This window comes from Mycobacterium sp. 1245801.1 (genome assembly GCF_001673055.1).
GTDB classification, from domain to species: Bacteria; Actinomycetota; Actinomycetes; order Mycobacteriales; family Mycobacteriaceae; genus Mycobacterium; species Mycobacterium europaeum_A.
Genome location: NZ_LZKY01000217.1, coordinates 22,081 through 43,544, shown reverse-complemented (window position 1 = coordinate 43,544; position 21,464 = coordinate 22,081). Strand labels below are relative to the sequence as shown.

Below are 21,464 nucleotides of genomic sequence, written 5' to 3'. Positions count from 1 at the left end.
GTCGCTTCAGGCGGCGCATTCTCACCCGGGTGAATGGGTGGTTGGGGTGATGACAGTTCACCCGGGCCGGCCGCAGCCTAGGTACGAGCGACCGCGGGATCGTCCGTCCGGGTCCACTCGTAGCTGTCAAGGAGAGCCAGGAAGGGACCCCGCTTATGCATTTCGATGGCAAGAAGGTCATCGTTGTCGGCGGTAGTGCCGGCATGGGGCGGCAGGTCGCGATCGACATCGTCGGTCACGGCGGCAGCGCGGTGATCGTCGGACGGTCGAAGGCGCGCGTCGACGACACCGTCAGCGAGCTGACGAGCGACGGGGAAGCCTCGGGCATCGTCGCCGACCTGACGGACCGTGCGGCGGTCGCCGACGCGCAGCGCGCGCTTTCCGAGAATCACAGCGACGCCACGCTCCTGGTGAATGCGGCCGGATTCTTCATCCCGAAGCCGTTTCTCGCGTACGACTCGCAGGACTACGACTCCTACATGGAGCTGAACTTCGCCTTGTTCTTCCTGACGCAGACCGTCGTCGCGGGCATGATCGCACGCGGCGAGGGCGGGTCCATCGTCAACATCGGTAGCATGTGGGCGCATCAGGCACTGGGCGTGACCCCATCGACCGGCCATTCGATGCAAAAAGCCGGGCTGCATGCGCTCACCCACAACCTGGCCATCGAGCTTGCCGGGCATCAGATCCGCGTCAACGCCGTAGCGCCGGCTGCCGTCAAAACCCCCGCTCTCGAGCGGTGGGTCCCGAAGGACGAGATCGACTCCACCCTGGACACTTTCGCGCCAATTCATCCCCTGGGGCGAGTCGGCACCCCCGCCGACGTCGCCAACGCCATCACCTATCTGCTCTCCGACGCGGCCAGCTGGGTCACCGGCGCGATTCTCAATGTCGACGGCGGCATCATGGCCGGGCGCAACTGAGCTGACGGAGGATCCCAGTGACAAACGACATCTTGAGGCCAGGCGGCCCGTCGGCCAAGTCGGTCGGCCGCACCGAAGGCAAGTACGTGTTCAACGGGACGGTCGGTATCCGCCACATCCTGGATAGGTTTCAGGCGGAAGGGCGTTTCTCCGTGCTCGAGCATCCCATGTCCCCCCGAGCGTTGGCCGCACCACTTCATCGCCACCACAACGAAGATGAGTACAGCTTCATCATCGAGGGACGCGTGGGCGCTTTGCTTGGCGACGAGGTGCTCTATGGCGGACCAGCCGACTTCATTTTCAAGCCACGAGGCCAATGGCATACATTCTGGAACGCGGGCGATGAGCCGGCCCGCATCCTGGAGATCATTTCCCCCGCAGGATTTGAGCAGTTCTTCGATGAACTTTCCGACCTCGGCGGCATAGCCAAGATATCGACAGAGACGCTGGATCAACTCTGCGCGCGGTACGAACTTGAGATGGATGTCGACAGCGTCCCCGAACTATGCAAACGCTTCGGATTGAAATTCCCCGGTGAACCTATTTGATAGTGGACCCCCGGAGTCCGAAATCCCGGTACACACAAGCAAAGTCGGCGGGAAAGCCACAGGTCGGCGAGCGAAAAGTCAAGGAGGACAACCTTGGACGGCGACTACGACGACCCGGGACCCGATAACACGCTGGGCCCCAGCGAATCTCTGGACTCCGACGAGGTGCGCAACGACGATGGTGACATCGTGGTCGACGCTCCATTGCGATGGATCTCGCCCAAGGAAAATTTGGCGCTGGATGAGCGCCTGGCCGCTGAGGAGCCCGAGTTCGGGTACACCGAACAACCGCCGCTGCGGCCCCGGCGCCACCGCGGTCAGATCAGTGGCAGCCCACACGACGGCACATCGTTCTATGGTGTGGCGCGCGAAGAGTTTGACCGGGATGACGAGGACGTCGGCTGACCGCTATGAGTGAATCACCAACGCCGATGGGCATTATCGAACGCAGGGCAAACCATGGTCTGCTAACAATCATCGCCGACAACGCCCGAGAAGGTCGGTTCGAGGCCACCGTAGACGACCAGGTGATCGGTTGGCAGCCCTACCGCCGCTACCGCGGCCACATCGTGTTGATGGCCACCGAAGTCGATTCGCAATGGCGTGATCGGGGTGTGTCCTCGGCGATGATCGGTGGTGTGCTCACACTGATCCGCAGGGCCGGGCACACGGTTATCCCGCGGTGCAAGATCACGGGTGACTACATCCTGCGCCATCCTGAATATCGGGATTTGGTGACCGACCAATACCGGGGATTGCTCCGCCCGGTGTCGCGGCCTGCCGCGCCCGACGAAACCCGAACTGTGAAAGGTTCATCATGAAGATCGTCGTCATCGGCGGACGCGGGCTGATCGGCTCGAAAGTCATCTCCAAGCTCAGCGCCCAGGGGCATTACGTGATCGCGGCCTCACGCCGATCAGGTGTCGATTCATTCACCGGCGCAGGCGTTGGCGGCGCGCTCGCCGGTGCTGATGTGGTGGTCGATGTCGCTGATTCGCCAGAGTTCGACGATGAACCCGTGATGCGCTTCTTCACCACCACGACCACCAATCTCCTTGCGGCTGAACAAGAAGCCGGAGTCAACCACCATGTGGCGTTGTCCGTTGTGGGTGCGCAGACGATGCCGGACAGCGGCTACAACACCGCGAAAGCCGTTCAAGAAAATTTGATCAGGAAGTCCGGTCGGCCTTATTCGATCGTGCGAGCGACGCCCTTCTTCGAATTCGCCGTTGGACTGGCCGATTCCGCGACCGAAGGTGACGTGGTCAGGCTGCCGCACGCGTTGTTTCGTCCTATCGCCGCCAACGATGTCGCGACGGCCGTGGCCCACGCGGCCGGCGGGAGCCCCATCAACGCAGTGATGGAGATCGCCGGGCCAGAGGCAATAGGGATGGACGACTTTGTTCGCATGGGCCTTGCCGCCGTTGGCGATCATCGTCACGTCGTGACCGACGCACTGGCGCCCTACTTCGGTGCCGTGATCGACGATCACACCCTCGCGCCCGCTGAGAACGCCACCATCTTCACCACCCGATACTCCGACTGGATCGACGCACACTCCGGTCGTGCGCCCGTTTCGCAACCATAAGAGGGGCAACGAATGGTGCAGGACACGACCGACTCCGAATCGACCTCAACTATGACCGTGTTGCAGGAAGTACCGTCGGCGTTGATTCCCGACGATGCCCATGTGATGACGGTTCTCATCAGCCATCCGCCGGGGGCCCCGGGTTACCCACCACATCGCCTTCCCGGCGGCCCGGGGTTCGGTTACATGATCGACGGTGAGTTGTTGTTCGAGATCGAGGGTGAGCCGCCACGCGTCCTGCGCGCTGGAGACGCGTTCTGGGGGCCGGGCGGCGACGTGATCCACTATCAGGACGCCAACAACCGCACCGACATTCCTTGCAGCTTCGTCCTCACCCTGTTCCGCGTGCCCGGGCAGCCGATGCTCGAACGGGTTACCGGCGAGGAGTTGGCGCAGCGAAAGGGATTGCGCGTCACCGGTTGACTGGCTCGGCTCGCCAGGTCGACGAGGACGACCAGTGGGATGGCGAGCGGCTAGGAAGCGTCGCGCAGGCGGGTCTCCACACCCTTGATCCCCTGACGCAGGTGCTCGGCCAGGTACCATTCCTCACCGCTATGGGCATCGCGTAAGGCCGTGTCGACCGCCGATTTGGCATCAGAGAGGTGCTCTCGGCGTTCGTCCCCGTGAGTGGTGATGGCATGGAGGACGGCCGTCACGGCCTCCTGGCAGGCGTTGGCGAAACCGCTGAGATGTGTGACCGACATGCTGACCCCTTCTTAGCCCGTGCTCAGCGAGATGCCCGCTGCTGAAGGACTGCAAACATTTCCGGCGATTCGCATCCCGGCGGCCTCCGACGAGCGGATGGCGGTGGTCAGTTGCCGGCCTCGATTGACGCGACCCGTGCGGCCGCGTCGGGTCCGCAGAAGCGCTGAAGATCCACTCCGCCCGCGCCGAGGAGATCGTCGATGCGGCGCTTGAGGTCGCCCGAGGATAGGTGGGCGTACAGGTTTCGACCCGGGCACGAGGTTTGGGCCAGGTCCCGATGGCCCGCCAGCGTGTCGGTCGAAACGCGAAAATTCTGGGCGGCCCAGGCAAACGCGCGCGCCGCCCCCTGAAGCTGGGCCTCCGGCACGGCGTCTTGATCAAAGTCTCCTTCGCACAGAACCAGGAAATGGCCCGTCGTGTCGTAGTCCGTCGCGGTGTCGCCCGCGATCTCGGTGCTGCGCAGTTCGTAGATGTTGCCATTGCGGTCGATGCCGACGTGATAGGCGATGTCGACCCATCCGTGCTGATCCTGGTGGAATCGCTGATCCTGGCGGAGATGGTTTGGGGCATTGCGGTTTTCGCCGAGGACGACGGCCTCGTGGTGCAGTGTCATCCGGGTGATGGTGTGGCGCTTCCCTCCGGAGTGGGCCGGTCGGGCGCCCCAGGCGTCCCGGCACAGCAGCAGTGCCGAAGTCGTGGCGGTCAGGTGCGCACCGATTGTCGGGGGAGGAGCCGGTGCCGACGGCGGGCCGCCGAGCAGGGACGCCGCCCCGGCGCCGCCGGCGAGCGCTAACAGCTGACGGCGGCTGACCAGAGCCGGCGGGCCGCACGCTGGCTCACACACGATTCTCACGATACGGGCGTGACCCCGGCCCGCGGGACGACTTCATTCATGTCCCACCCAACGCGGCCCGCACGCGTCCGCGCGCCCGGTCGAGCCGGGCGGCGGCCTCGGCCGCGTCGAGGCCCGCGAGCAATGCGACGATCGCGGTCTTGGCGTGACCGCCCGCGGCGGCCAGCGCGGCCGTCGCGGTCTCCTCGTCGACGCCGGCCACGTCGCGAACGATCCGCACCGCGCGGCGACGCACCTTCGCATTGGTCGCCCGCACGTCGACCATCCGCGGTCCGAAGGCCTTGCCGAGCGCGATCATCACGCTCGTCGAAAGCGCGTTGAGCACCACCTTCTGCGCCGTCCCGGCGGTGAGCCGGGTGGACCCGGCGAGCACCTCCGGCCCGGTCAGCAGGTCGATCACGAGGTCGGCGGACGCTTCGCTTAGCGGGTTGTTGACAATCGCGACGGTCAACGCACCCACCGTGCGGGCGTGCGCGAGGGCTCCCACCACGTACGGCGTGCGGCCCGACGCCGTGATCCCGACGAGCGCGTCGGCGGCGGTCAAGTCCGCGAGGTCGGCGGGATCGAACGCATCCTCCGCGCCCTCGATCGCCTCGGTCAAAGCCGTTGGCCCGCCGGCGATCACGCCACGCACCAGGTCGGTGCCGAACGTCGGCCCGCACTCGGCCGCGTCGAGCACCCCGAGCCGGCCGGGTGTCCCGGCACCGGCGTAGATCAGGCGGCCGCCGCGTTCGAGCCGCGCGGTGATCGCCTCGGCCGCCGCCGCGATCTGCGGGACCGCCGTGGCCACCGCCTCGTGCGCTTCGCCCTCGGCTGCAACGAGCAGCGCGACGACCTCGCCGATGGGCCGTGCGTCGAGGTCGTCCAGGCCTGGCCGCACGGCCTCGGTGGCGAGCGCGTCGAGCCCTTGCGGGACAGGGACTTTCGGATCCGCCTGCACGCGAATCAGGTAGGGCTCGTGGATCGCTGAAAGCCGCAGTGCGCCGTCGAGCGCATCGCCGGCCGCGGGGATGAGGTCGAGCCCCGAGCGGAGCGCCTGGACTCCCGCCAGCCCGCCGACCAAGGCCACCGGGCCATGGCTGGCCGCGCGGGCGGTCGCGGCGAGCGCCTGCGCGGCGGCGCTGACGATCCCCAGCGCCGCGGCGTCACCCTCCGCCGCCAGGACGTCGGGCGCGAACGACGCGACCGCGGCGGCGCCCGTGAGCTGCGCGGGCCAGGTCTCCGGCGCGCCGAAGCGGGCGCGTGCAGCTTCTAGCAGCGTGGTGGACGGACCGCGCCCGTCGTGGGCGCGTAGCGCCGCACGCAGCCCGGCGGCGCCGATCCACGCGCCGCCGCCTTCGTCGCCCAGCCAGGGGCCCCAGCCGTCGGCGGTGCGCAGCGCGCCGGTCGTGTCGATCGCGAGCGCCACCACGCCGGTGCCCACGACCAGCACGACGCCCGCCTGTCCGTTCAGCGCGCCCGCGTGCGCGATCACCGCGTCACTGGTCACCGCGACGTATCGGGTCCGCAGCGATGCCAACAGCGCGTCGCCCAGTGCGCGCGCCGCGTCGGGTGCCGCCAGTGCACCGGCGGCGCCCACGACCACCTCGTCGACCGGCCCGAAATTTTGCGCCACCGCCAAGATGGCCGCCTCCGCGGCCCGCACGCCACCGGGCGTCGCGAGCCCCGGCGCGCCCGCGCCCTCGGCCCTGCGGCCGCCCGCCGCGGCCCGGCAGGACGTCTTACCGAGGTCGACGGCGAGTATCACCGCAGCTTCTGCGCGAATTCGACGACGTTGCCGTCGGGGTCGGCGATGTGCAGCGTCCGTTCGCGCCATGGTCGATCCACCGGCCCGGTGAGGATCTCGACACCGAGCCCGCGCAACCGTTCCGCTTCCGCGTCGACGTCGTCGATCAGGAAGCCGATCTCTCCGCAGGGCGGGTTGCCGCCGTCGCGACCGATGAGTTCCGGCAGCTTCGAGCGTTCGAAAAGCGCGAACTTGGTGTTCTCCATGTCGAACTCGACATAGCCGTCGCCCTCGATTCGGACCTGAAGGCCGATCACGTCGCGGTAGAACGCCACCGACCGGCGCAGCGACTCGACATAGTGAATGACGTAGTCCACCCGACGCATGCCATGCACGGTATCCGTTCCGTGCGCCTTCGTAGGGCCCACGCGGCGTAAGGTTCGACCATGAACGTCCCGACGGACATTCACTATGCCAAGAGCGGTGGCCTCAACATCGCGTTTTCGGTAGCCGGAATGGGTCCCGACCTCGTCGTCGCGCCCGGCTTCATCTCGCACCTCGACATCATGTTGGAGGAGCCGTCGGTCGTTCACTTCTACTCGCGGCTCGCGTCCTTTCGTCGCGTCGTCACCTTTGACAAGCGGGGCACCGGTCTCTCGGATCCGGTGATGCACGCGCCGACGTTGGAAGAGTCCGTCGATGACCTGCGCGCCGTCATGGATGCGTCCGGATGTGAACGCGCCGACCTGGTGGGCGTTTCGGAAGGCGGCACGATGGCGATGCTGACGGCGGCCAGCCATCCCGATCGCGTGAATGCGCTTGTCCTCTATGGCTCGTTCTCCCGCCTGCTCCGAACGGCCGACTACCCGCTCGGTGTCACCGAGGAGCAGCTGTCGGCGCTGGTTGAGGTGAGCGCGGCAGGCTGGGGCGAGGGCGTCGGATTGGGTGCATGGGCGCCGAGCCGGCGGGGCGACGCCGATTTTCGGCGGTGGTGGGCGCGGCTGCAGCGCGTGGCGGCCAGCCCCGGCATGGTCCGCAACATCTTCGCGCTTTATCCGCAGCTGGACATCCGTGACGTGCTGCCGGCGATCCAGGCGCCGACGCTCGTGCTGCACCGGCACGACGACCGGATGGTGAGGTGCGAGATGGGTCGCTACCTCGCCGATCGCATCCCCGGGGCCAAGTTCGTCGAGATTGACGGCGCCGACCATCTGTTCTTCACGGGTGACGCCGACGCGCTGCTCGACGAGGTCGAGGAGTTCCTCACCGGCGTCCGCCCGCAGCCGGCGGTCGAGCGCGTCCTGGCCACCGTGTTGTTCACCGACATCGTGGACTCGACGAAGCGGGCGGTCGAGCTTGGCGACCAACGGTGGAAGGAGCTGCTCGGCAGGCACGACGCCCAGGTACGACGCCAGCTCGCACGCTTCAAGGGCTGTGAGGTCAACACGACGGGCGACGGCTTTCTCGCCCGGTTCGACGGGCCCGCGCGGGCGATCCGGTGCGCCATGGCGATCCGCGACGTCATGCGGAGCCTTGGTCTCGAGGTTCGGGCGGGCGTACACACGGGTGAGGTCGAGTTGCGCGACGACGACATCAGCGGCATCGCCGTCCACATCGCAGCGCGGGTGGCGGCAGCGGCCCGGGCCGGCGAGGTGCTCGTTTCGCGCATCGTCGTCGACCTGGTCGCCGGGTCAGACCTGCGCTTCGCCGGTCGCGGCGAGCACACCCTCAAGGGTGTGACGGGCGAGTGGGGGCTGTTCGCCGTCGAGGGCTGACGGCTGGCCGCGGCATCGATTGCGGCTGGGCGCAGAACTGATACCGTTCAAACCGCACGCCGCTCGCCATATTGGCCTCGCGAAAATCGGCGGCCCACAACCGCGCTGGAGGAGTTCATGCGCAGGAGCGCGTCATGACCGATGCCACTTGGGCCCTCTACACCGAGCAGATGGACAAGGTCGACGGCTGGTTTTTCGAGGCCGACGTCGAGCTGTTCAGCAAACTGCTCGCTTGCCAGACGGCCGAGGGCGTCAAGGGCGACATGCTCGAAATCGGCGCATACCAAGGCAAGTCCGCCATCTTGATGGGCTATGGCCTGCGGGACGACGAAGAACTGGTGATCTGCGATCTGTTCGGCGCCGTGCTGAACCACGCCGACATCGCCGAAGCCCCACGCCAGCAGTACTCGGGCTTGGACCAACAGCAGTTCCTCACCAACTGGGACCGTTTCCACAGTCGCCGGCCAACGCTGGAGGTCTGCGAATCCTCAGAGCTCGATCTCGGAGACCGCAGCCTCCGCTTCGTCCACATCGACGGTTGTCACGGGTACCAGTGCGTCGCCAATGACATCATCCTCGCCGTGACTCACACGGCCAGACGGGGGGTGATCGCGCTGGACGACTATCGAGGGGTCGAAACCCCCGGTGTGGCGGCAGCCGTTTGGCAGGCTGTCGGCAACGGCTTCCTGTTCCCGTTCGCTGCGACGTACATGAAAATCTATGCCTGCACCTCGGCCGCCGATCAGCGTTACTGGTTAGAGCGGGTCAGGGATCGCGGCGACATCTGCGCTTTCCCCGACTTCGAGATGCCGTCTTATCGGAGCGTTTCGGACACGCAACTTCGCCGCTCCGATGAGCGCTGACAGGCGTTCAGCCGGCGTATTGGACGACCGCGTCTTCCAGCAGACCGGCTGCGGTGGCGGCGCTTTCGGCGGGTGTGGCCATCTGGGCGGCGACCTCGAGGGTCCGAGCTACGCAATGCGGAGTGAGGATGGCCCGCAGGTCGGCGAGCAGAGAATCCGGAGTGGTTGCGGAAAAGTGCCGTCCGATGCCGACGCCGAGCTGGCCGACCGCAGCAGCCCACATCGGCTGATCGACCGAAACAGCAAGGGCCAGCGTGGGTTTGCCGGCCCGTATGCCGGCGAACGTGGTGCCGGGGCCCCCGTGGTGAACGACCGCACGGCAAGCGGGAAAGACGGCTGAGTGGTTCACCGCGCCCACAACCATCACGTGGTCGTTTTGCGGGATGTCGGCCAGATCGCTTACGCCGCTGCAGATCAGCGCACGCTCGCCTAGTTGCGCGCAGGCCCAGCTGATCATCTCGAGCAAGCCGGCGGGGAAAGCGACTCGCGCGCTGCTCCCGAAGCCGAAGTAAATCGGCGGCGTGCCCGCGGCAATCCATGACGAGACCTCGTCGTCGACCTCCGTCGGTAATTCCAGCGTCAGCCCGCCAACGAAAGGCCGTCGGACATCCCATTTCGCCCACTCGGCTGCCAGCCCGGGGAAGAAGAGTTCGTCGTAGGCCTGGATCTCCAGCGGTTGTCGCGCCGAGGACCCCGATCCCTCCGGCAGGCCCAACGTTTGGCGCACGGCGTCTTCGGCCTCTTTGGTTACTTGCGTACCCGTGTCACGCCCGAGCGGGTAGATGTGCAGCGCGGCCTGCGGAATGTCGTAGTATTCCGCAATATTGGCGGCCAGCCCCTGCTGGCTCGCGTCGGTCAACAATAGGTCCGCCCCGTGTGCCAGTGACGTGAGCGCCGTGCCCAGCTGCGGCCAGAGTCGTTTGAGATCCTCGGCAATCACCCACGCCATGAAGACTGGGTTCGGAGTCTCCCCGTATTTGCGGGCGATCTCCGCGTTCTGCCGAATCTGGTCCGGGCCGTGGGGGACCGCAGCAAGCCCCGCCGACTCGACGAAGCCAAGGTAGTTTGGCGGGACCGCCATGCGTACGTCGTGACCGCGGCGCTGCAGCTCGCGACCGATGGTGGCGCACGGCTCGACATCGCCCCGAGTTCCCAAGGTAGCCAGTGCAATCCTCACCACTGGACGCCTGTCTGGGAGCCGGATCCGGCGATGCCGGTGAAATATTCGATTGTCCGCTCGACGCCTTCTTCGAAACTGACTCGCGGCCTCCAGCCGAGGGCGGACTCGGCGAGGGCGATGTCCGGCCTGCGCTGCTTCGGGTCGTCCGCCGGCAGTGGCTGAAAGACCGTCACGGAGGGGGAGCCGGTCATTTCCTTGATCAGCTTTGCTGTTTCGAGCACGGTGCGTTCGGCTGGGCTGCCGAGGTTGACGGGTCCGGTGAACGAAGCTTCGCTCGCCACCATTTTCACGAGCCCTTCGATGAGGTCGTCGACGTAACAAAAGGAACGGGTCTGGCTGCCGTCCCCGAAGACGGTGATCGGTTCACCGCGTAGCGCCTGGACGATGAACGACGAAATGATTCGCCCGTCGGCCGGATCCATCCTCGGACCGTAGGTATTGAAGATGCGGACGACCTTGATGCGGACGCGGTAGCGCCGCGCGTATTCGAGCATCAGCGTCTCCGCAACCCGCTTGCCTTCCTCGTAGCAGGCCCGCATGCCGAAGCAGTTGGCGTTGCCCCAGTAGGTTTCGACCTGCGGATGGATAGTCGGATCCCCGTAGACCTCGCTGGTGGAGGCCTGCAGGATCGTCGCCCCGCGCTCGCGCGCCAGTTCCAGTAGGTTTCTGGTCCCGGCGTAGTTGGTCTCGAGGGTGAACAGCGGATCGCGCTGGTAGGCGCGCGGCGATGCGGGGCAGGCCAGGTTGAAGATGACGTCCAGTGGACCTGGCATGACCGCGGCTACGGGCCGGGTGATGTCGTGCTCGATGAAACGGAAGCCCGGGTCTGCCTCGAGCTGCACCATGTTTTCGCGCCTACCGGTGCAGAAATTGTCGAGTCCGATGACTTCGATGCCGTCGCGGCGGAGACGATCGCACAGGTGGGACCCCAGGAATCCGGCGGCGCCGGCGACGAGGGCTCTCACTGCTTGCACTCCTTGGTTCCGGCCATCGAACACGTAGCTTCGCATGGCGGAGCTGACTTCCTACAAGACGCCCGCTGAAACTGTCCCGACTCACACTGGCGTTATTGGTTCGTTCAGCGGAAGTTCACCGTCGATGCGAACACGACGCCCATCAGCGTGCACGTCGGAATGTGCGCTGCCCCGGTTCACCGTCGGTCGTCGCCGCGTTTCCGCACTCGCCGACGTCAAGCGCGTTGGGCAGCGCCGCGGTGCTCTAGGTTCCGGCCGGCTTATTCGTCCGCGCATCCCAAATGGCTTGTGTCTCAACACCGACCGAGGCGTGATGGATCTCCTGGAAGTTCCGTCCGCCTCGACGAAATGTCGCGATGACGGCGACCGGCGCGTGTTGCTCCAGCATCGGGACGGACAGCCACTCGCAGGGTCGGATGTGCACCAAGTCCACCGCTGCGGCGCTTGGGTCGGTGTCGTAGCAGTAAGGCCCGCAGATGCGGCCCAACCAGAACCACCCGTGGGTGTCGCGGGTCCACACAAACGAGCCTTCGTCGACGTCGACGAATCGGTCGACCCGATGGACAAGCCGCTCCTGTTCGCCCGGCCGGTTCACGAATTGCCCAAACCCGCACACCCCGAGCCGGCGGGCGCGATCGATCGCGGCCTGTGGGTCGACGGCATCGTTGCGGGATCGCATCGGCGCGCGGTACACGGCAACCATGGGAGACATCGTGCCTCGGCGCCGCGCCCGGGCCGATGTGGGCCTTTTCCCGCGCATCGCCCCCGAGGACGCTTTAACCTCCCGGCATGGACCGTATCTGGCAGTGGACATGGGATCGTTGCGGACCGAGGTATTACTGGTGGGCCCTGTGCGCTGCGGGGTTTCTCGTGTCGCTGCCCGTCTACACGGTGTTCGTGTCGCTTCCGATCGTCGTCTCCGAAAAGTCCGGCCGCTACCTCGGTGCGACCGCCGTCACCGTTGTCGCCGTGGTGGTGCTCGTAGGCATCATGGTTTTCCCGGACCACGGATGGGCGCGCCTGGTGAAACAGTGGGCCAGGGGCGACGGCGCCGACGGAGTGACCGCCCTCGAGGCCACGTACCGGTATGTGCGCAGCTCGACCGTCCGAACGGTGTGGGGTACCGGCATATGGGCCGCCGCCTTGTCGGTCGTCGTCGGCGCGATCGCCGGTGCGACGGGGCCACGATTGCTGCAATACGGGATCCGCGGCGCCGTCATCGGAATAGCGGTGCAGCTGATCGCTTTTCACAGCATCGCGGAGGCGATGCAGCGGCCCGTCAGGATCGCCCTCGCCGGTGACACGGGGATCGGCGATTCGTTGCCGCGCTCGCGCCCCACGTTTGCCACGCGATCGAACGTGTCCATGCTCGCGGCCGCCTTCGCGTACACCGTCGGTGGCGCCATGCTTGCGACGGTGCTGCACCCGGTCAGCGATGCCCCGATCCTGTCCGTCCTGGTCGGCTGCGCCTTGACGCTCGTCTTCGCGGTGCCGATCACCGTCGGCATCGGGTTCTCGCTCTCGCTGCAACCCGTCCGCGACCTCGCCAAAGGCGCCGAACGCGTCGCCGCGGGCGACTATGGCCGACGCTTGCCGGTCGTTCAGGACGACGACCTGGGTGCACTGGCCGCGTCGTTCAACCGCATGCAGGCGGGTTTGGCTGAGCGCCAACGACTTCAGGGCGCGTTCGGCACCTACGTCGATCCCGCTTTGGCCGCGCGGTTGCTTCAGCAGGGCGACGACGTGTTCACCGGTGAGCGCCGCGAGGTGACCGTGATGTTCGTCGACATTCGCGACTTCACCCCGTTCGCGGAGGCGAACTCCGCCGAGGACACGGTCGCCCGGCTCAACGCGCTGTTCGAAATCGTGGTGCCCGCCGTCGTCGAGGCCGGTGGTCACGTCAACAAATTCCTCGGCGACGGGGCCTTGGCCGTATTCGGGGCGCCCAACGACCTCGCACACCATGCTGACGCGGCGGTGGGAGCGGCCGCACTTATCCATCGTCTGGTGACGCAGCGATTCGGCGGTGAACTTCGCATCGGAATCGGCGTCAACACCGGCAAGGTGATCGCCGGCAGCATAGGAGGCGCAGGCAAGCTCGAGTTCACCTTGATCGGTGACGCGGTCAACGTCGCCGCGCGCGTCGAGCAACTCACCAAGACGACGGGTGACGCCATCCTTATCACCGGTTCGTGCGTTGACGCACTGGCCTCTCGACCGCCCGGACTCCTCGATCGGGGACCGCACGCTTTGAAGGGGAAATCGGCGGAGGTACGGGTCTTCGCTCTCGGTTAGGGGCGCGACCTGAGCTGCGCGGCCTGCGGCCTTTAGCCTTTCGGGGCCAGGACGACGACGGGGATGGGTCGCGACGTCCGCTTCTGGTATTCGTTGTACCGGTTCTGATTGTTCTTGTTGACGATCTGCCATAGCCGCGAATAGTCCGGATCGTCGGGCAGCACCGGTCGTGCGGTGACAGCGAAACGCCTTGGGCCGACGTTGATCTCGACGTCGGGATGCGCCTTCAGGTTGTGGTACCAGCCCGGAGACTCGGGCGCGCCTCCCTTGGAGGCGACCACCAGGTAGTTGTCACCGTCGCGGGCGTAGGTCAGCGACGTCGTGCGTTGCTTACCGGTCTTCGCGCCGACGGTATGCAGCAGCAGGCTCGGTATCCACAGCGTGCGGTGACCGATCCAGCCGTTCGTCTTCTGATACACCGTGTCGTGCACCCGCAGCACCTGCGGGAGCAGCTTTTCTGCCAGACTCATAGCTACCAGTCTGCGCCTTTTTAGGGCTAGTGGTGATGCGGCGGCTGCTCGTCGCGGAGCCGGCGCTCGTCCAGCGCCTCGCGCGCCTGGTCCTCGTCGGCGTACCGTTCCACGTCCTCGGGCGTGACCTGCACCCGTGGCGGTGTGGGCGCGGCCGGCGGTCGCTTTTCGGATTCGCTGGACATCAGGCGATTGTCTCATTGTCGACGAGCGTTAGGTCTCGGCTCTGGCGATGTTCTCGACGATGATCTGACAGGCCGTGTCGTAGAAGGCGCTGATCAGGGTGGAGAAGGACAGCTCGAAGGGGTAGATCATGTGCACGGCGAGGGGTTCGACCGCCCATTCGGGAAGGACCGGCACGATGGTGCCCTGTCTCAATTCTTCCGCGCAGATGATCTGGGTGGGCATCGCGCCGATGCCGAGGCCCTGCAGAATGTACTCCTTGCACACCTGAAAGTTGTTGGCTCGGGCCCGCACCCGGGGAGACAGCTCGAATCGTCGGTCGAACTTTGTCAGCGCCAGCTTCTGGGGCCCGCAGAAGCCGAAGTCGATGAACGGCAGCGCGTTCAACTGCAACGGATCGGTGACCGGCTCCGGCAGCGTCTGCACGAATCCCGTCGAGGCGCAGAGGAACAGATTCAGGTCAAACACTTTTCGTGCGATCAGCGTCGAATCCTGCAGCGGTCCCGGACCGAACACGACGTCGAAACCGTCTTTGATCGGGTCGACCATCGCGTCGACCAACCGAATATCCAACCGGGAGTGGGGGTACCGCTGCAGGAAGGTGGCGCCGACCCGGGACGCGTAGTCGATGCCGAGGCTCACCGGTATCGCGACCCGCAGCTCCCCGTGCGGTTCCTGCTTGCTGGCCTCCACCAGTGCCCGCACGCCATTGGCCTCGGCCAAGATGTTCATCGCGTGGTCGTGGATCCGCTCGCCGAGGTCGGTGACCGTGAGTTGATGAGTGTTCTTGCGCAGCAGCTTGATGCCCAGGTCGGATTCCAGCTTGGTCAGCTTGCGGCTCACCGTGGATTTGGGCATTCCGAGCGATGTCGCCGCCTTCGAGATGCTGCGGCAGTCCACCACCTTGCCGAATACCAGCAGGGCATTGAGGTCAAACGGCAGATTCTGTTCCATCGGTGTTCCAAGTATGCAACAGGGTGTTGCGTCGGTACACCTTATTGGTGCCTCGCGCGACTGCTACCGTCGGCCGCACCACGTAGGAGGAACGGGGATGAATCAGCCCATCGCCGTCGCCAAGCCCCCGACCGGGCACTGGACCGACGCATATCCCGAACTCGGCCGCGGCCCGGTGTCGCTCGAAGACTGCGTGTCCGAAGAGTTCTACGAGAAGGAACGCGAACACGTCTTCAAGAAGACCTGGCTCTACGTCGGACGGGTCGAACGCGTCCCGCGCACGGGCAGCTACTTCACCCGCGAGTTCAAATTCCTGAACACATCGATCATCATCGTGCGCGGCAAGGACCGGGTGATCCGCGCCTTCCACAACATCTGCCCGCACCGGGGCAACAAGATGTTGTGGGAAGACGACCCATTCCAAGAAGTCTCCGGCCGCGCTCCGCTGCTGTACTGCCGCTTCCATGGCTGGCGCTACAAGCTGGACGGCTCGCTGCACTCGGCCACCCGCAAGGACCTGCTGCTGGACTTCGACGCCGACAGCTGCCGGGTGCCGGCGGTGCAGTGTGAGGTGTGGGAAGGCTTCATCTTCATCAACCTCAACCCGGACAACACCGAGCCGCTGCGTTCCTTCCTCGGCGAACTGGCCCACGGCCTCGAGGGCTATCCATTTGACGGCCCGCACCAGGTCTATAAGTTTTCGGCCGAATTGCAGTGCAATTGGAAGATTTTCGTCGACAGCTTCGCCGAGAGTTACCACGGACCGTACCTGCACGCGTCGTCGTTCGGCGCTCTCACCGCGGAGGCCAGGGACGCCTTCGACCAGCCGAACCCGTTCACCGATGCCCTGGCCTACCAACTGAGCGGCCCGCATCGGATGTTCTCTTTCGCCGGTGAGCCATCGCGAAAGACGCCATATTCCAAGCCGATTGAATGCGTCATGGAAGCCAGCGCGGCGGGGCCCTGGAACAAAAAGCTCGACCGGGGACCGATGCCTCCAGGGATCAATCCCACACGGTCCGAGAAGTACGGGTTCGACTCGTTCCAGTTCTTCCCCAACTTCGTCCTCATCTTCGGCGCATCGGGGTTCACCACCCACGCCCACTGGCCCACCGGACCGCACTCGCACGTGTTCGAAGTCGAGATGTTCTATCAGCCGCCCAAGACGCACAGGGAACGGCTCGGCCAGGAGCTCACCGTCACCTTCCTCAACGACATCATCCTCGAAGACGCCAGTCCGTCGGAGGGCCTGCAGGCGATGCTCAACAGCGGTGTGCTGACCCACTTCACGATGAATGACGAGGAGATCCTGCTGCGCCACCTGCACAAGATGGTCGGCGACTATGTCGCGGCCGGCGAATCGGGTCAGCAATGAACACCGCACTGCCGCCGGAGTTTTCGCAACTCGAGCACCTGGTGCCCGAGTGGGCGATCGAGGACGGCCACGAGCGCTACGTCAAACGCGTCAACAGCTCGATGGAGCAAATCCGGGCCTTCTACGACGAGGTGTTTCCGCACGCCGAGGAGGCCGTCGCCTACATCGACAAGTTCGACTACTCCGAGCCGCTGCCCGACGACGTCGCCAACCTGCGCAACCTGCTCTACTCGCTGATCACCGTCTCACTGGCGGTCGAGCTGTGGAAGCAGCCGCGGGTCAAGCATTCGGCCAACACCATCCTCACGAGAGTCGGCTGAAGACCATGGGACTCACCTCCGCACAGCTGGAGATTGTCGACCTCACCCCGAGAATCGGCAGCGAGATCAGGACCGATCTCGACACGCTGCTGAGTGGGCGCGAGGCTTCGACCATTCGCGAGGTACTCGAACGGCGCGGTGTGGTGTTCTTCCGCGGATTGGACATCGGCGACGAGCAGCAAGTCGCCATCGCCAAGACCCTCGGCACGTTGGTCGCCAACGAAGGCCAGGGTGGCATCAACAAGATCTCCCTCGACGAAAAGGTCAACCAGCGCGCCAAATATCTCAAAGGCTCGATGTTCTGGCACTTCGACGGTTCCTTGCAGCCGCTACCGAATCTGGCCACGCTGCTGCGTGCGGTGCAGCTCTCCGACACCGGTGGGCAGACCGAATTCTGCAACACTTACGCGGCCTACGAAGACCTTCCGGACGCCGACAAGGAGGCGATAGCGAAGCTGCGGGTGGTGCACAGCGCGGAGCGGTCACAGTATTACGTCACCCCGGAGATGAGCTACGACGAGGTGGCGTTCTGGCAGAAGTCGCCCACCAAGGCCTGCCCCATCGTGTGGACCCACCAATCCGGGCGCAAGTCGCTGCTGTTGGGCGCGACGTCCGACTACGTCATCGGTTTGCCGGTAGAGGAAAGCCGCGCTCTGCTTGCCCGGCTTCGTGATTGGGCCACCCAGCCCCAATACGTCTACCAGCATCAGTGGCAGCCGGGCGACCTGCTCATCTGGGACAACACCGGAACCATGCACCGGGTCTTGCCGTATCCGGCGGACAGCGGGCGACTGATGCACCGAACCATCCTCGCGGGCGAAGAGCCCCTGCAGTGAAAGTCGGCATCGCCACCCCGGTCGTCACCAATGTCGCTGGGGCACCGCTGGAGTGGGAAAAAGACGCGGGCATCGAGGACATCAGCCGGGCCGCCGAGGTCGCCGATCGCCTCGGCTACCAACACATGACCTGCAGCGAGCACATCGGTATCCCATCGACCGAATCCGGGCGGCGCGGAGCGCGTTACTGGGATCCACTGGCCACGTTCGGCTACGTGGCGGGGCGCACCACGCGGATTCGCTTGGCCACCATGACCTTGGTGCTCGGATACCACCATCCGCTGGCGATCGTAAAGCGTTACGGCACACTAGATCACGTAAGCGGCGGGCGGGTGATCCTCGGGGTCGGCGTCGGCTCGCTCAAGGAGGAGTTCGACCTGCTCGGTGCGCCTTTCGACGACCGCGGCGCCCGCGGCGACGACGCCCTGAAGGCGCTGCGGGCGGCTCTGACGAGCAACGAGCCGGCGTATCACGGCGAGTTCTACTCGTTCGACGGGCTGACGGTGGATCCCTGTGCGGTACAGGCGCACATGCCGATCTGGGTCGGCGGGCGCACGCGCCGTTCGCTACGGCGCGCGGTCACCCTCGCGGACGGCTGGTGCCCGTACTACGTGTCGATCCGCACCGCGGCGGACTGGCTTCGGCGGTTTGACCTGCCACCGGATTTCGAGGTGGTGATGCCAGCTGAGCAGCCCCTCGACCCGGCCGGGAAGCCCGAAGCGACCCAGGAAACGCTGCGGGAATTGGCCGACGGCGGCACCACGACCCTGTCGGCCCGCTTCGTCCACCATTCGTTGCGGCACTACCTCGAGCAACTCCACGCTCTGATCGAATTGCACCGCGAAGTCTTCGGCGCCGACGCGCGGACGCAGTAGACAGGACTGGCGATGACCATCCGCGACCCCTAGCGGCTGCCGGCTAAATCAACGTGGAGCATCCGGCCCGAAGGCCGCGATCGACGATCCACGCCTCAGGTGTTCTGGATGATCCACGTGGTGGTGAAGCGCAGCATCTCGGGGATGCCCTTGGCCAGGTCAGACCCGATGGACTTCTCCAGCTTGCCGCCCACCAAAGGGAGCTTGACCTCGACCCGCAAGGCTGACCGCAATTGCGAGCCCCCGTCGTCCGTCGGCGCCAGCCAGACTTCCGCGCGGCCCGACCCCAAACCGCCGGACGCCGAGACGTTGACGTGTCCGCGCACCTGCCCGTCACCGTCCGGTCGCCACGTCTCCGCCTGCACGATCTTCACGTCACCGGTGACGAACTTGGCGATCAGTCCAGGGAGGAGCTGGCGGCCCAGGTGCTGGGTCGTGCGGACCGTCACCGTGCCGTCGTCGTCGACCAGCAGAGAATCCAATGTGACGAGTACGCCGTCAGCGGCCGCGATGCGGGCCAGCCAATAGTCCTCGCGGCCGAAGGCGGAATGGATCTGCTTTACAGTGGCGGACGACTCGGTCGAGACGTCGAATGATCGCGACATATGCATCCATTCTTACCGCAAGCCTGGCTCAGGGCCGCTCGAAGTGCTGGTAGTCGATGGGCTCCGTCCAGTGGCCGCCCCACCGCCACCCGCCGTCCGTGAAGACGCGGACAGCCGGGTCGCCGTCGTGTAAGAGCCCCGGGTCACTGCGGCCGCGATCCAGATAGCCCGCTGCGTTGTGCGGCTGAAAAGTGCCGTCGGCGTAGACGCAGGGGTTCAGGCGTGGGTTCAGGTCGATGGCCCGACCGTAGGCGTGTGGTGACCAGTGTTCGCTTCCCGGGATGCCGCGGCAGTTGAACGCCGACGTGTTGTCGTCCTCCATGGATTGCTCGTCGTCGGCGGCCGGATAGCGGTCCGCGGTGCGGATCTTCTCGATGGGGAAGCCCAGCCGGTGCAGCCGCTCGAAGATCGCGATGACGTCGGGCACCAGGTCCTCGTGCACGATCAGTTCACCGCGGTGGGTCTGGCCGTCGAAGCCAATGTGGTCGACGCCGACGCGCCGCAGCTGCGCCGGGCTCACCGGGCAGCCAGGGCGCCAGCTCGCTCCGAGCTCCCCGGCGGTGACCGGGCGAACGTCGGGATGGCCAGGCGCCGGCGGCGGCCTCGACGTCGTGGATGCGGGAGGTGACGGCCCGGCCACCGGGGGTGGCGGCGCGGCGGTGCACTGCGTCGCGGTGACCCCGACCGCCAACGCGCCGGCCAGCACGGCACCCCACCGCCTGCCGGCAATCAACGGGGATGGGTCCTCACCGCTTGCTCCATCGCGAACAAGACCGTCGCAACCGGGCGTCGCGAGACGGGTCCGGCGCCAACGCTACTGCAGACAGCCAAGCCCCCGCCTTACCCTTGCGATATGCCGGTAGTCAGTGGCAGGGGGAAGTTCTGGCCGCCCTCGCTGCGCAAGACGGTTGTCGTCGCGATTGTGTTGCTCGCCCTCATCGCGGCTTCGCCGTGGGCGTTCACGGCACACACACCGGTCACCGAGCGCCCACCGCAGCCCGCGCAGACACCGGCGCCCGCGGCGGCGCCGACTGCGGCTCCCGCCCCCGAATTCGACACCATCTCCAAGCTGATGAATGACGCGATCGCGGCAGGCGGGCTCCCGGGCGGCGTGGTGATGGTTGGGCACGACAGCAAGGTCGTCTTCCACCAGGCCTACGGGTCGCGCAAGCTCGCGGGCGAGCCGGGGCTGGACGGGTCGCCCGCACCGGCCGAGCCGATGACCGAGGACACCATCTTCGACATGGCGTCACTGACGAAGTGTCTCGCCACGGCGGTCGCCATCATGCAGCTCTACGAACAGGGCAGGGTTGCGTTCGACGATCCGGTGCAGAAGTATCTGCCCGACTTCAACGCGGCGAACGACCCGCAGCGGGCGAAGGTCACGGTCCGCATGCTGCTGACCAACACCTCCGGCGAGGGGATCGACGTCAACCTCGCAGACCCTTGGGGACTGGGCGGACCCGACAAAGCCGAAGGCATTCATCGCGCGCTCACCACGCCACTGCAGTCGGGCCCGGGGGAGCTTTTCCGCTATTCCGACATCAACTACATCCTGCTGGGCGCGCTGCTGGAAAAGACGACCGGCGAGGCCGAGGACACCTACGTCGAGCGCAATGTGTTTGGGCCGCTTGGGCTGCAAGACACTCGGTATCTTGCGGTGGACAAAGCGTGCGGACCACATGTAGTGCGCGGGGCCGCCGTAGCGTGGGGCCCCGCCGCAGCGGGGTCGGCGCCCGTGACATGTCCTGCGGGGACCTGGAACACGAACGTTTTGCCGCGCATCGCCCCGACAGCGCGCGACGAGGAAAGCCGAGACGACCCGGGCAAGAATCCGGATTTCTTTGCGCTGCTTCGGGGTACGGTGCATGACCCGACGGCGCGCCGCATGGGAGGAGTGGCCGGCAACGCCGGCCTGTTCTCGACGGCCCACGACGTCGGCGTCTTTGCCCAGGCGCTGCTTGATCGGCTGGCGGATCGCCCGAGTGAATTCCCCTTGCGGCCAACGACTCTCGCGCTGATGACGACACCGCAGCAGCCCGGCCATAGCCCGGAACAAGTAGAAGCGGCCAACCGTGCCGCCCAGCAAGCCCGCACTCCGAAATATCCGGCGATCGAGGGGCAGAGCCTGTTCGGTTTTGGCTGGGACATCGACACGGCCTTCTCCAGGCCGCGCGGGACGGTCTTTCCCGTCGGCAGCTTCGGCAACACCGGATTTACCGGAACCACGCTGTGGATGGACCCAGGGTCGAATACCTACGTCATTCTGCTCTCGAACTCGATTCACCTACGGGGCAGCCCGCCGATCTCGCACCTCCGGGGCGCGGTGGCCACAGCCGCGGCGCAGGCCCTGCACCTCTACGGCGCCGCACCAATGGAAACGACGCCCGCGCCGCGGAAAAAACCGTAGCTCTTT

At 66.0% G+C, this 21,464-nt stretch carries 26 protein-coding genes and 1 pseudogene; 14 read left to right on the top strand and 13 right to left on the bottom strand.

Annotation, left to right across the window (positions count from 1 at the left end):
- Nucleotides 1-155: 155 nt before the first annotated feature.
- The 6 genes from A5622_RS14120 to A5622_RS14095 all read left to right on the top strand — a co-directional run bounded on the left by A5622_RS14120 (nt 156) and on the right by A5622_RS14095 (nt 3,482).
- Nucleotides 156-923 (top strand): SDR family NAD(P)-dependent oxidoreductase, encoded by a 768-nt coding sequence (locus A5622_RS14120; RefSeq protein ID WP_066865036.1) that lies wholly within the window; start codon nt 156-158, stop codon nt 921-923.
- 17 nt (nt 924-940) lie between these two features.
- A complete protein-coding gene (locus A5622_RS14115) occupies nt 941-1,471 on the top strand; it encodes a cupin domain-containing protein (RefSeq protein ID WP_231998451.1) in 531 nt (176 codons plus the stop codon).
- Between the two features lie 93 nt (nt 1,472-1,564).
- The gene (locus A5622_RS14110) at nt 1,565-1,876 is read left to right on the top strand and encodes a hypothetical protein (protein ID WP_066879202.1); all 312 of its coding nucleotides are present in this window, start codon (nt 1,565-1,567) and stop codon (nt 1,874-1,876) included.
- Nucleotides 1,877-1,881: 5 nt separating this feature from the next.
- Nucleotides 1,882-2,292, top strand: coding sequence for a GNAT family N-acetyltransferase (locus A5622_RS14105; protein WP_066879199.1), 411 nt, complete (start codon nt 1,882-1,884; stop codon nt 2,290-2,292).
- Entirely contained in the window at nt 2,289-3,059 is a 771-nt protein-coding gene (locus A5622_RS14100; RefSeq protein WP_066879195.1) for an SDR family oxidoreductase, read from the top strand. The genes A5622_RS14105 and A5622_RS14100 overlap by 4 nt, the downstream gene beginning before the upstream one ends.
- 12 nt (nt 3,060-3,071) lie before the next feature.
- Complete coding sequence (locus A5622_RS14095) at nt 3,072-3,482, top strand: cupin domain-containing protein (RefSeq protein WP_066879192.1); 411 nt, start codon at nt 3,072-3,074, stop codon at nt 3,480-3,482.
- A 50-nt stretch (nt 3,483-3,532) separates the two neighbouring features.
- On the opposite strand, the gene A5622_RS14090 is transcribed toward A5622_RS14095, so the two are convergent.
- The 5 genes and pseudogenes from A5622_RS14090 to A5622_RS14075 all read right to left on the bottom strand — a co-directional run bounded on the left by A5622_RS14090 (nt 3,533) and on the right by A5622_RS14075 (nt 6,729).
- Nucleotides 3,533-3,763, bottom strand: a complete 231-nt coding sequence (locus A5622_RS14090) for a hypothetical protein (RefSeq protein WP_066865019.1) — start codon at nt 3,761-3,763, stop codon at nt 3,533-3,535.
- A gap of 107 nt (nt 3,764-3,870) precedes the next feature.
- A complete protein-coding gene (locus A5622_RS14085) occupies nt 3,871-4,443 on the bottom strand; it encodes an N-acetylmuramoyl-L-alanine amidase (RefSeq protein WP_255361699.1) in 573 nt (190 codons plus the stop codon).
- Nucleotides 4,444-4,654: 211 nt separating this feature from the next.
- Entirely contained in the window at nt 4,655-5,557 is a 903-nt protein-coding gene (murQ, locus tag A5622_RS30765) for an N-acetylmuramic acid 6-phosphate etherase (protein ID WP_197508011.1), read from the bottom strand.
- 99 nt (nt 5,558-5,656) lie between these two features.
- A pseudogene (locus tag A5622_RS30760) lies at nt 5,657-6,433 on the bottom strand (BadF/BadG/BcrA/BcrD ATPase family protein); the annotation flags it as partial.
- A complete protein-coding gene (locus A5622_RS14075) occupies nt 6,361-6,729 on the bottom strand; it encodes a VOC family protein (RefSeq protein WP_066879187.1) in 369 nt (122 codons plus the stop codon). The gene A5622_RS14075 and the pseudogene A5622_RS30760, both read right to left, overlap by 73 nt.
- 60 nt (nt 6,730-6,789) lie before the next feature.
- Between A5622_RS14075 and A5622_RS14070 the strand changes: the two genes are divergently transcribed.
- Together A5622_RS14070 and A5622_RS14065 are read left to right on the top strand one after the other, a co-directional pair.
- A complete protein-coding gene (locus A5622_RS14070) occupies nt 6,790-8,118 on the top strand; it encodes an adenylate/guanylate cyclase domain-containing protein (RefSeq protein ID WP_066879184.1) in 1,329 nt (442 codons plus the stop codon).
- A gap of 134 nt (nt 8,119-8,252) precedes the next feature.
- A complete protein-coding gene (locus A5622_RS14065; RefSeq protein WP_066879181.1) occupies nt 8,253-8,981 on the top strand; it encodes a class I SAM-dependent methyltransferase in 729 nt (242 codons plus the stop codon).
- Nucleotides 8,982-8,988: 7 nt separating this feature from the next.
- Here the strand turns inward: A5622_RS14065 and A5622_RS14060 are convergent, their stop codons facing one another.
- The 3 genes from A5622_RS14060 to A5622_RS14050 form a co-directional block, all read right to left on the bottom strand.
- Nucleotides 8,989-10,158: a glycosyltransferase gene (locus A5622_RS14060; protein ID WP_066879280.1), complete on the bottom strand. Its 1,170-nt coding sequence runs from the start codon at nt 10,156-10,158 to the stop codon at nt 8,989-8,991.
- On the bottom strand, nt 10,155-11,171 hold the full coding sequence (locus A5622_RS14055; protein WP_232002973.1) for a UDP-glucuronic acid decarboxylase family protein: 1,017 nt from the start codon (nt 11,169-11,171) through the stop codon (nt 10,155-10,157). Before A5622_RS14055 ends, A5622_RS14060 begins: the two co-directional genes overlap by 4 nt.
- Before the next feature lie 208 nt (nt 11,172-11,379).
- A complete protein-coding gene (locus A5622_RS14050; protein WP_082994591.1) occupies nt 11,380-11,838 on the bottom strand; it encodes a GAF domain-containing protein in 459 nt (152 codons plus the stop codon).
- An 86-nt stretch (nt 11,839-11,924) separates the two neighbouring features.
- On the opposite strand from A5622_RS14050, the gene A5622_RS14045 reads away from it, so the two are divergent.
- Nucleotides 11,925-13,430 (top strand): adenylate/guanylate cyclase domain-containing protein, encoded by a 1,506-nt coding sequence (locus A5622_RS14045; RefSeq protein WP_066864997.1) that lies wholly within the window; start codon nt 11,925-11,927, stop codon nt 13,428-13,430.
- Between the two features lie 32 nt (nt 13,431-13,462).
- On the opposite strand, the gene A5622_RS14040 is transcribed toward A5622_RS14045, so the two are convergent.
- The 3 genes from A5622_RS14040 to A5622_RS14035 are packed head-to-tail and all read right to left on the bottom strand — an operon-like array spanning nt 13,463 to nt 15,037.
- Nucleotides 13,463-13,900 carry a nitroreductase family deazaflavin-dependent oxidoreductase gene (locus A5622_RS14040; protein ID WP_066864994.1) on the bottom strand — a complete coding sequence of 146 codons (438 nt, stop codon included), beginning with the start codon at nt 13,898-13,900 and terminating at the stop codon, nt 13,463-13,465.
- Nucleotides 13,901-13,926: 26 nt separating this feature from the next.
- The gene (locus A5622_RS29690) at nt 13,927-14,085 is read right to left on the bottom strand and encodes a hypothetical protein (RefSeq protein ID WP_165827775.1); all 159 of its coding nucleotides are present in this window, start codon (nt 14,083-14,085) and stop codon (nt 13,927-13,929) included.
- A 28-nt stretch (nt 14,086-14,113) separates the two neighbouring features.
- Complete coding sequence (locus A5622_RS14035) at nt 14,114-15,037, bottom strand: LysR family transcriptional regulator (RefSeq protein WP_066879172.1); 924 nt, start codon at nt 15,035-15,037, stop codon at nt 14,114-14,116.
- Between the two features lie 97 nt (nt 15,038-15,134).
- On the opposite strand from A5622_RS14035, the gene A5622_RS14030 reads away from it, so the two are divergent.
- From A5622_RS14030 to A5622_RS14015, 4 genes are read left to right on the top strand one after another with little or no spacing between them, the layout of a single operon-like run.
- Nucleotides 15,135-16,412: an SRPBCC family protein gene (locus A5622_RS14030; protein WP_066864985.1), complete on the top strand. Its 1,278-nt coding sequence runs from the start codon at nt 15,135-15,137 to the stop codon at nt 16,410-16,412.
- The gene (locus tag A5622_RS14025) at nt 16,409-16,732 is read left to right on the top strand and encodes a hypothetical protein (RefSeq protein ID WP_066864982.1); all 324 of its coding nucleotides are present in this window, start codon (nt 16,409-16,411) and stop codon (nt 16,730-16,732) included. Before A5622_RS14030 ends, A5622_RS14025 begins: the two co-directional genes overlap by 4 nt.
- 5 nt (nt 16,733-16,737) lie before the next feature.
- Nucleotides 16,738-17,568 carry a TauD/TfdA family dioxygenase gene (locus A5622_RS14020; RefSeq protein ID WP_066879170.1) on the top strand — a complete coding sequence of 277 codons (831 nt, stop codon included), beginning with the start codon at nt 16,738-16,740 and terminating at the stop codon, nt 17,566-17,568.
- Complete coding sequence (locus A5622_RS14015; RefSeq protein WP_066879167.1) at nt 17,565-18,443, top strand: TIGR03619 family F420-dependent LLM class oxidoreductase; 879 nt, start codon at nt 17,565-17,567, stop codon at nt 18,441-18,443. The genes A5622_RS14020 and A5622_RS14015 overlap by 4 nt, the downstream gene beginning before the upstream one ends.
- A gap of 95 nt (nt 18,444-18,538) precedes the next feature.
- Here the strand turns inward: A5622_RS14015 and A5622_RS14010 are convergent, their stop codons facing one another.
- Together A5622_RS14010 and A5622_RS14005 are read right to left on the bottom strand one after the other, a co-directional pair.
- Nucleotides 18,539-19,048, bottom strand: a complete 510-nt coding sequence (locus tag A5622_RS14010; protein WP_066879164.1) for a DUF2505 domain-containing protein — start codon at nt 19,046-19,048, stop codon at nt 18,539-18,541.
- A gap of 28 nt (nt 19,049-19,076) precedes the next feature.
- Complete coding sequence (locus tag A5622_RS14005; protein ID WP_066879161.1) at nt 19,077-19,781, bottom strand: M15 family metallopeptidase; 705 nt, start codon at nt 19,779-19,781, stop codon at nt 19,077-19,079.
- Nucleotides 19,782-19,973: 192 nt separating this feature from the next.
- Here A5622_RS14005 and A5622_RS14000 point away from each other — a divergent pair, with 192 nt between their 5' ends.
- The gene (locus A5622_RS14000; protein WP_369829241.1) at nt 19,974-21,458 is read left to right on the top strand and encodes a serine hydrolase domain-containing protein; all 1,485 of its coding nucleotides are present in this window, start codon (nt 19,974-19,976) and stop codon (nt 21,456-21,458) included.
- The last annotated feature ends 6 nt before the right edge of the window (nt 21,459-21,464 follow it).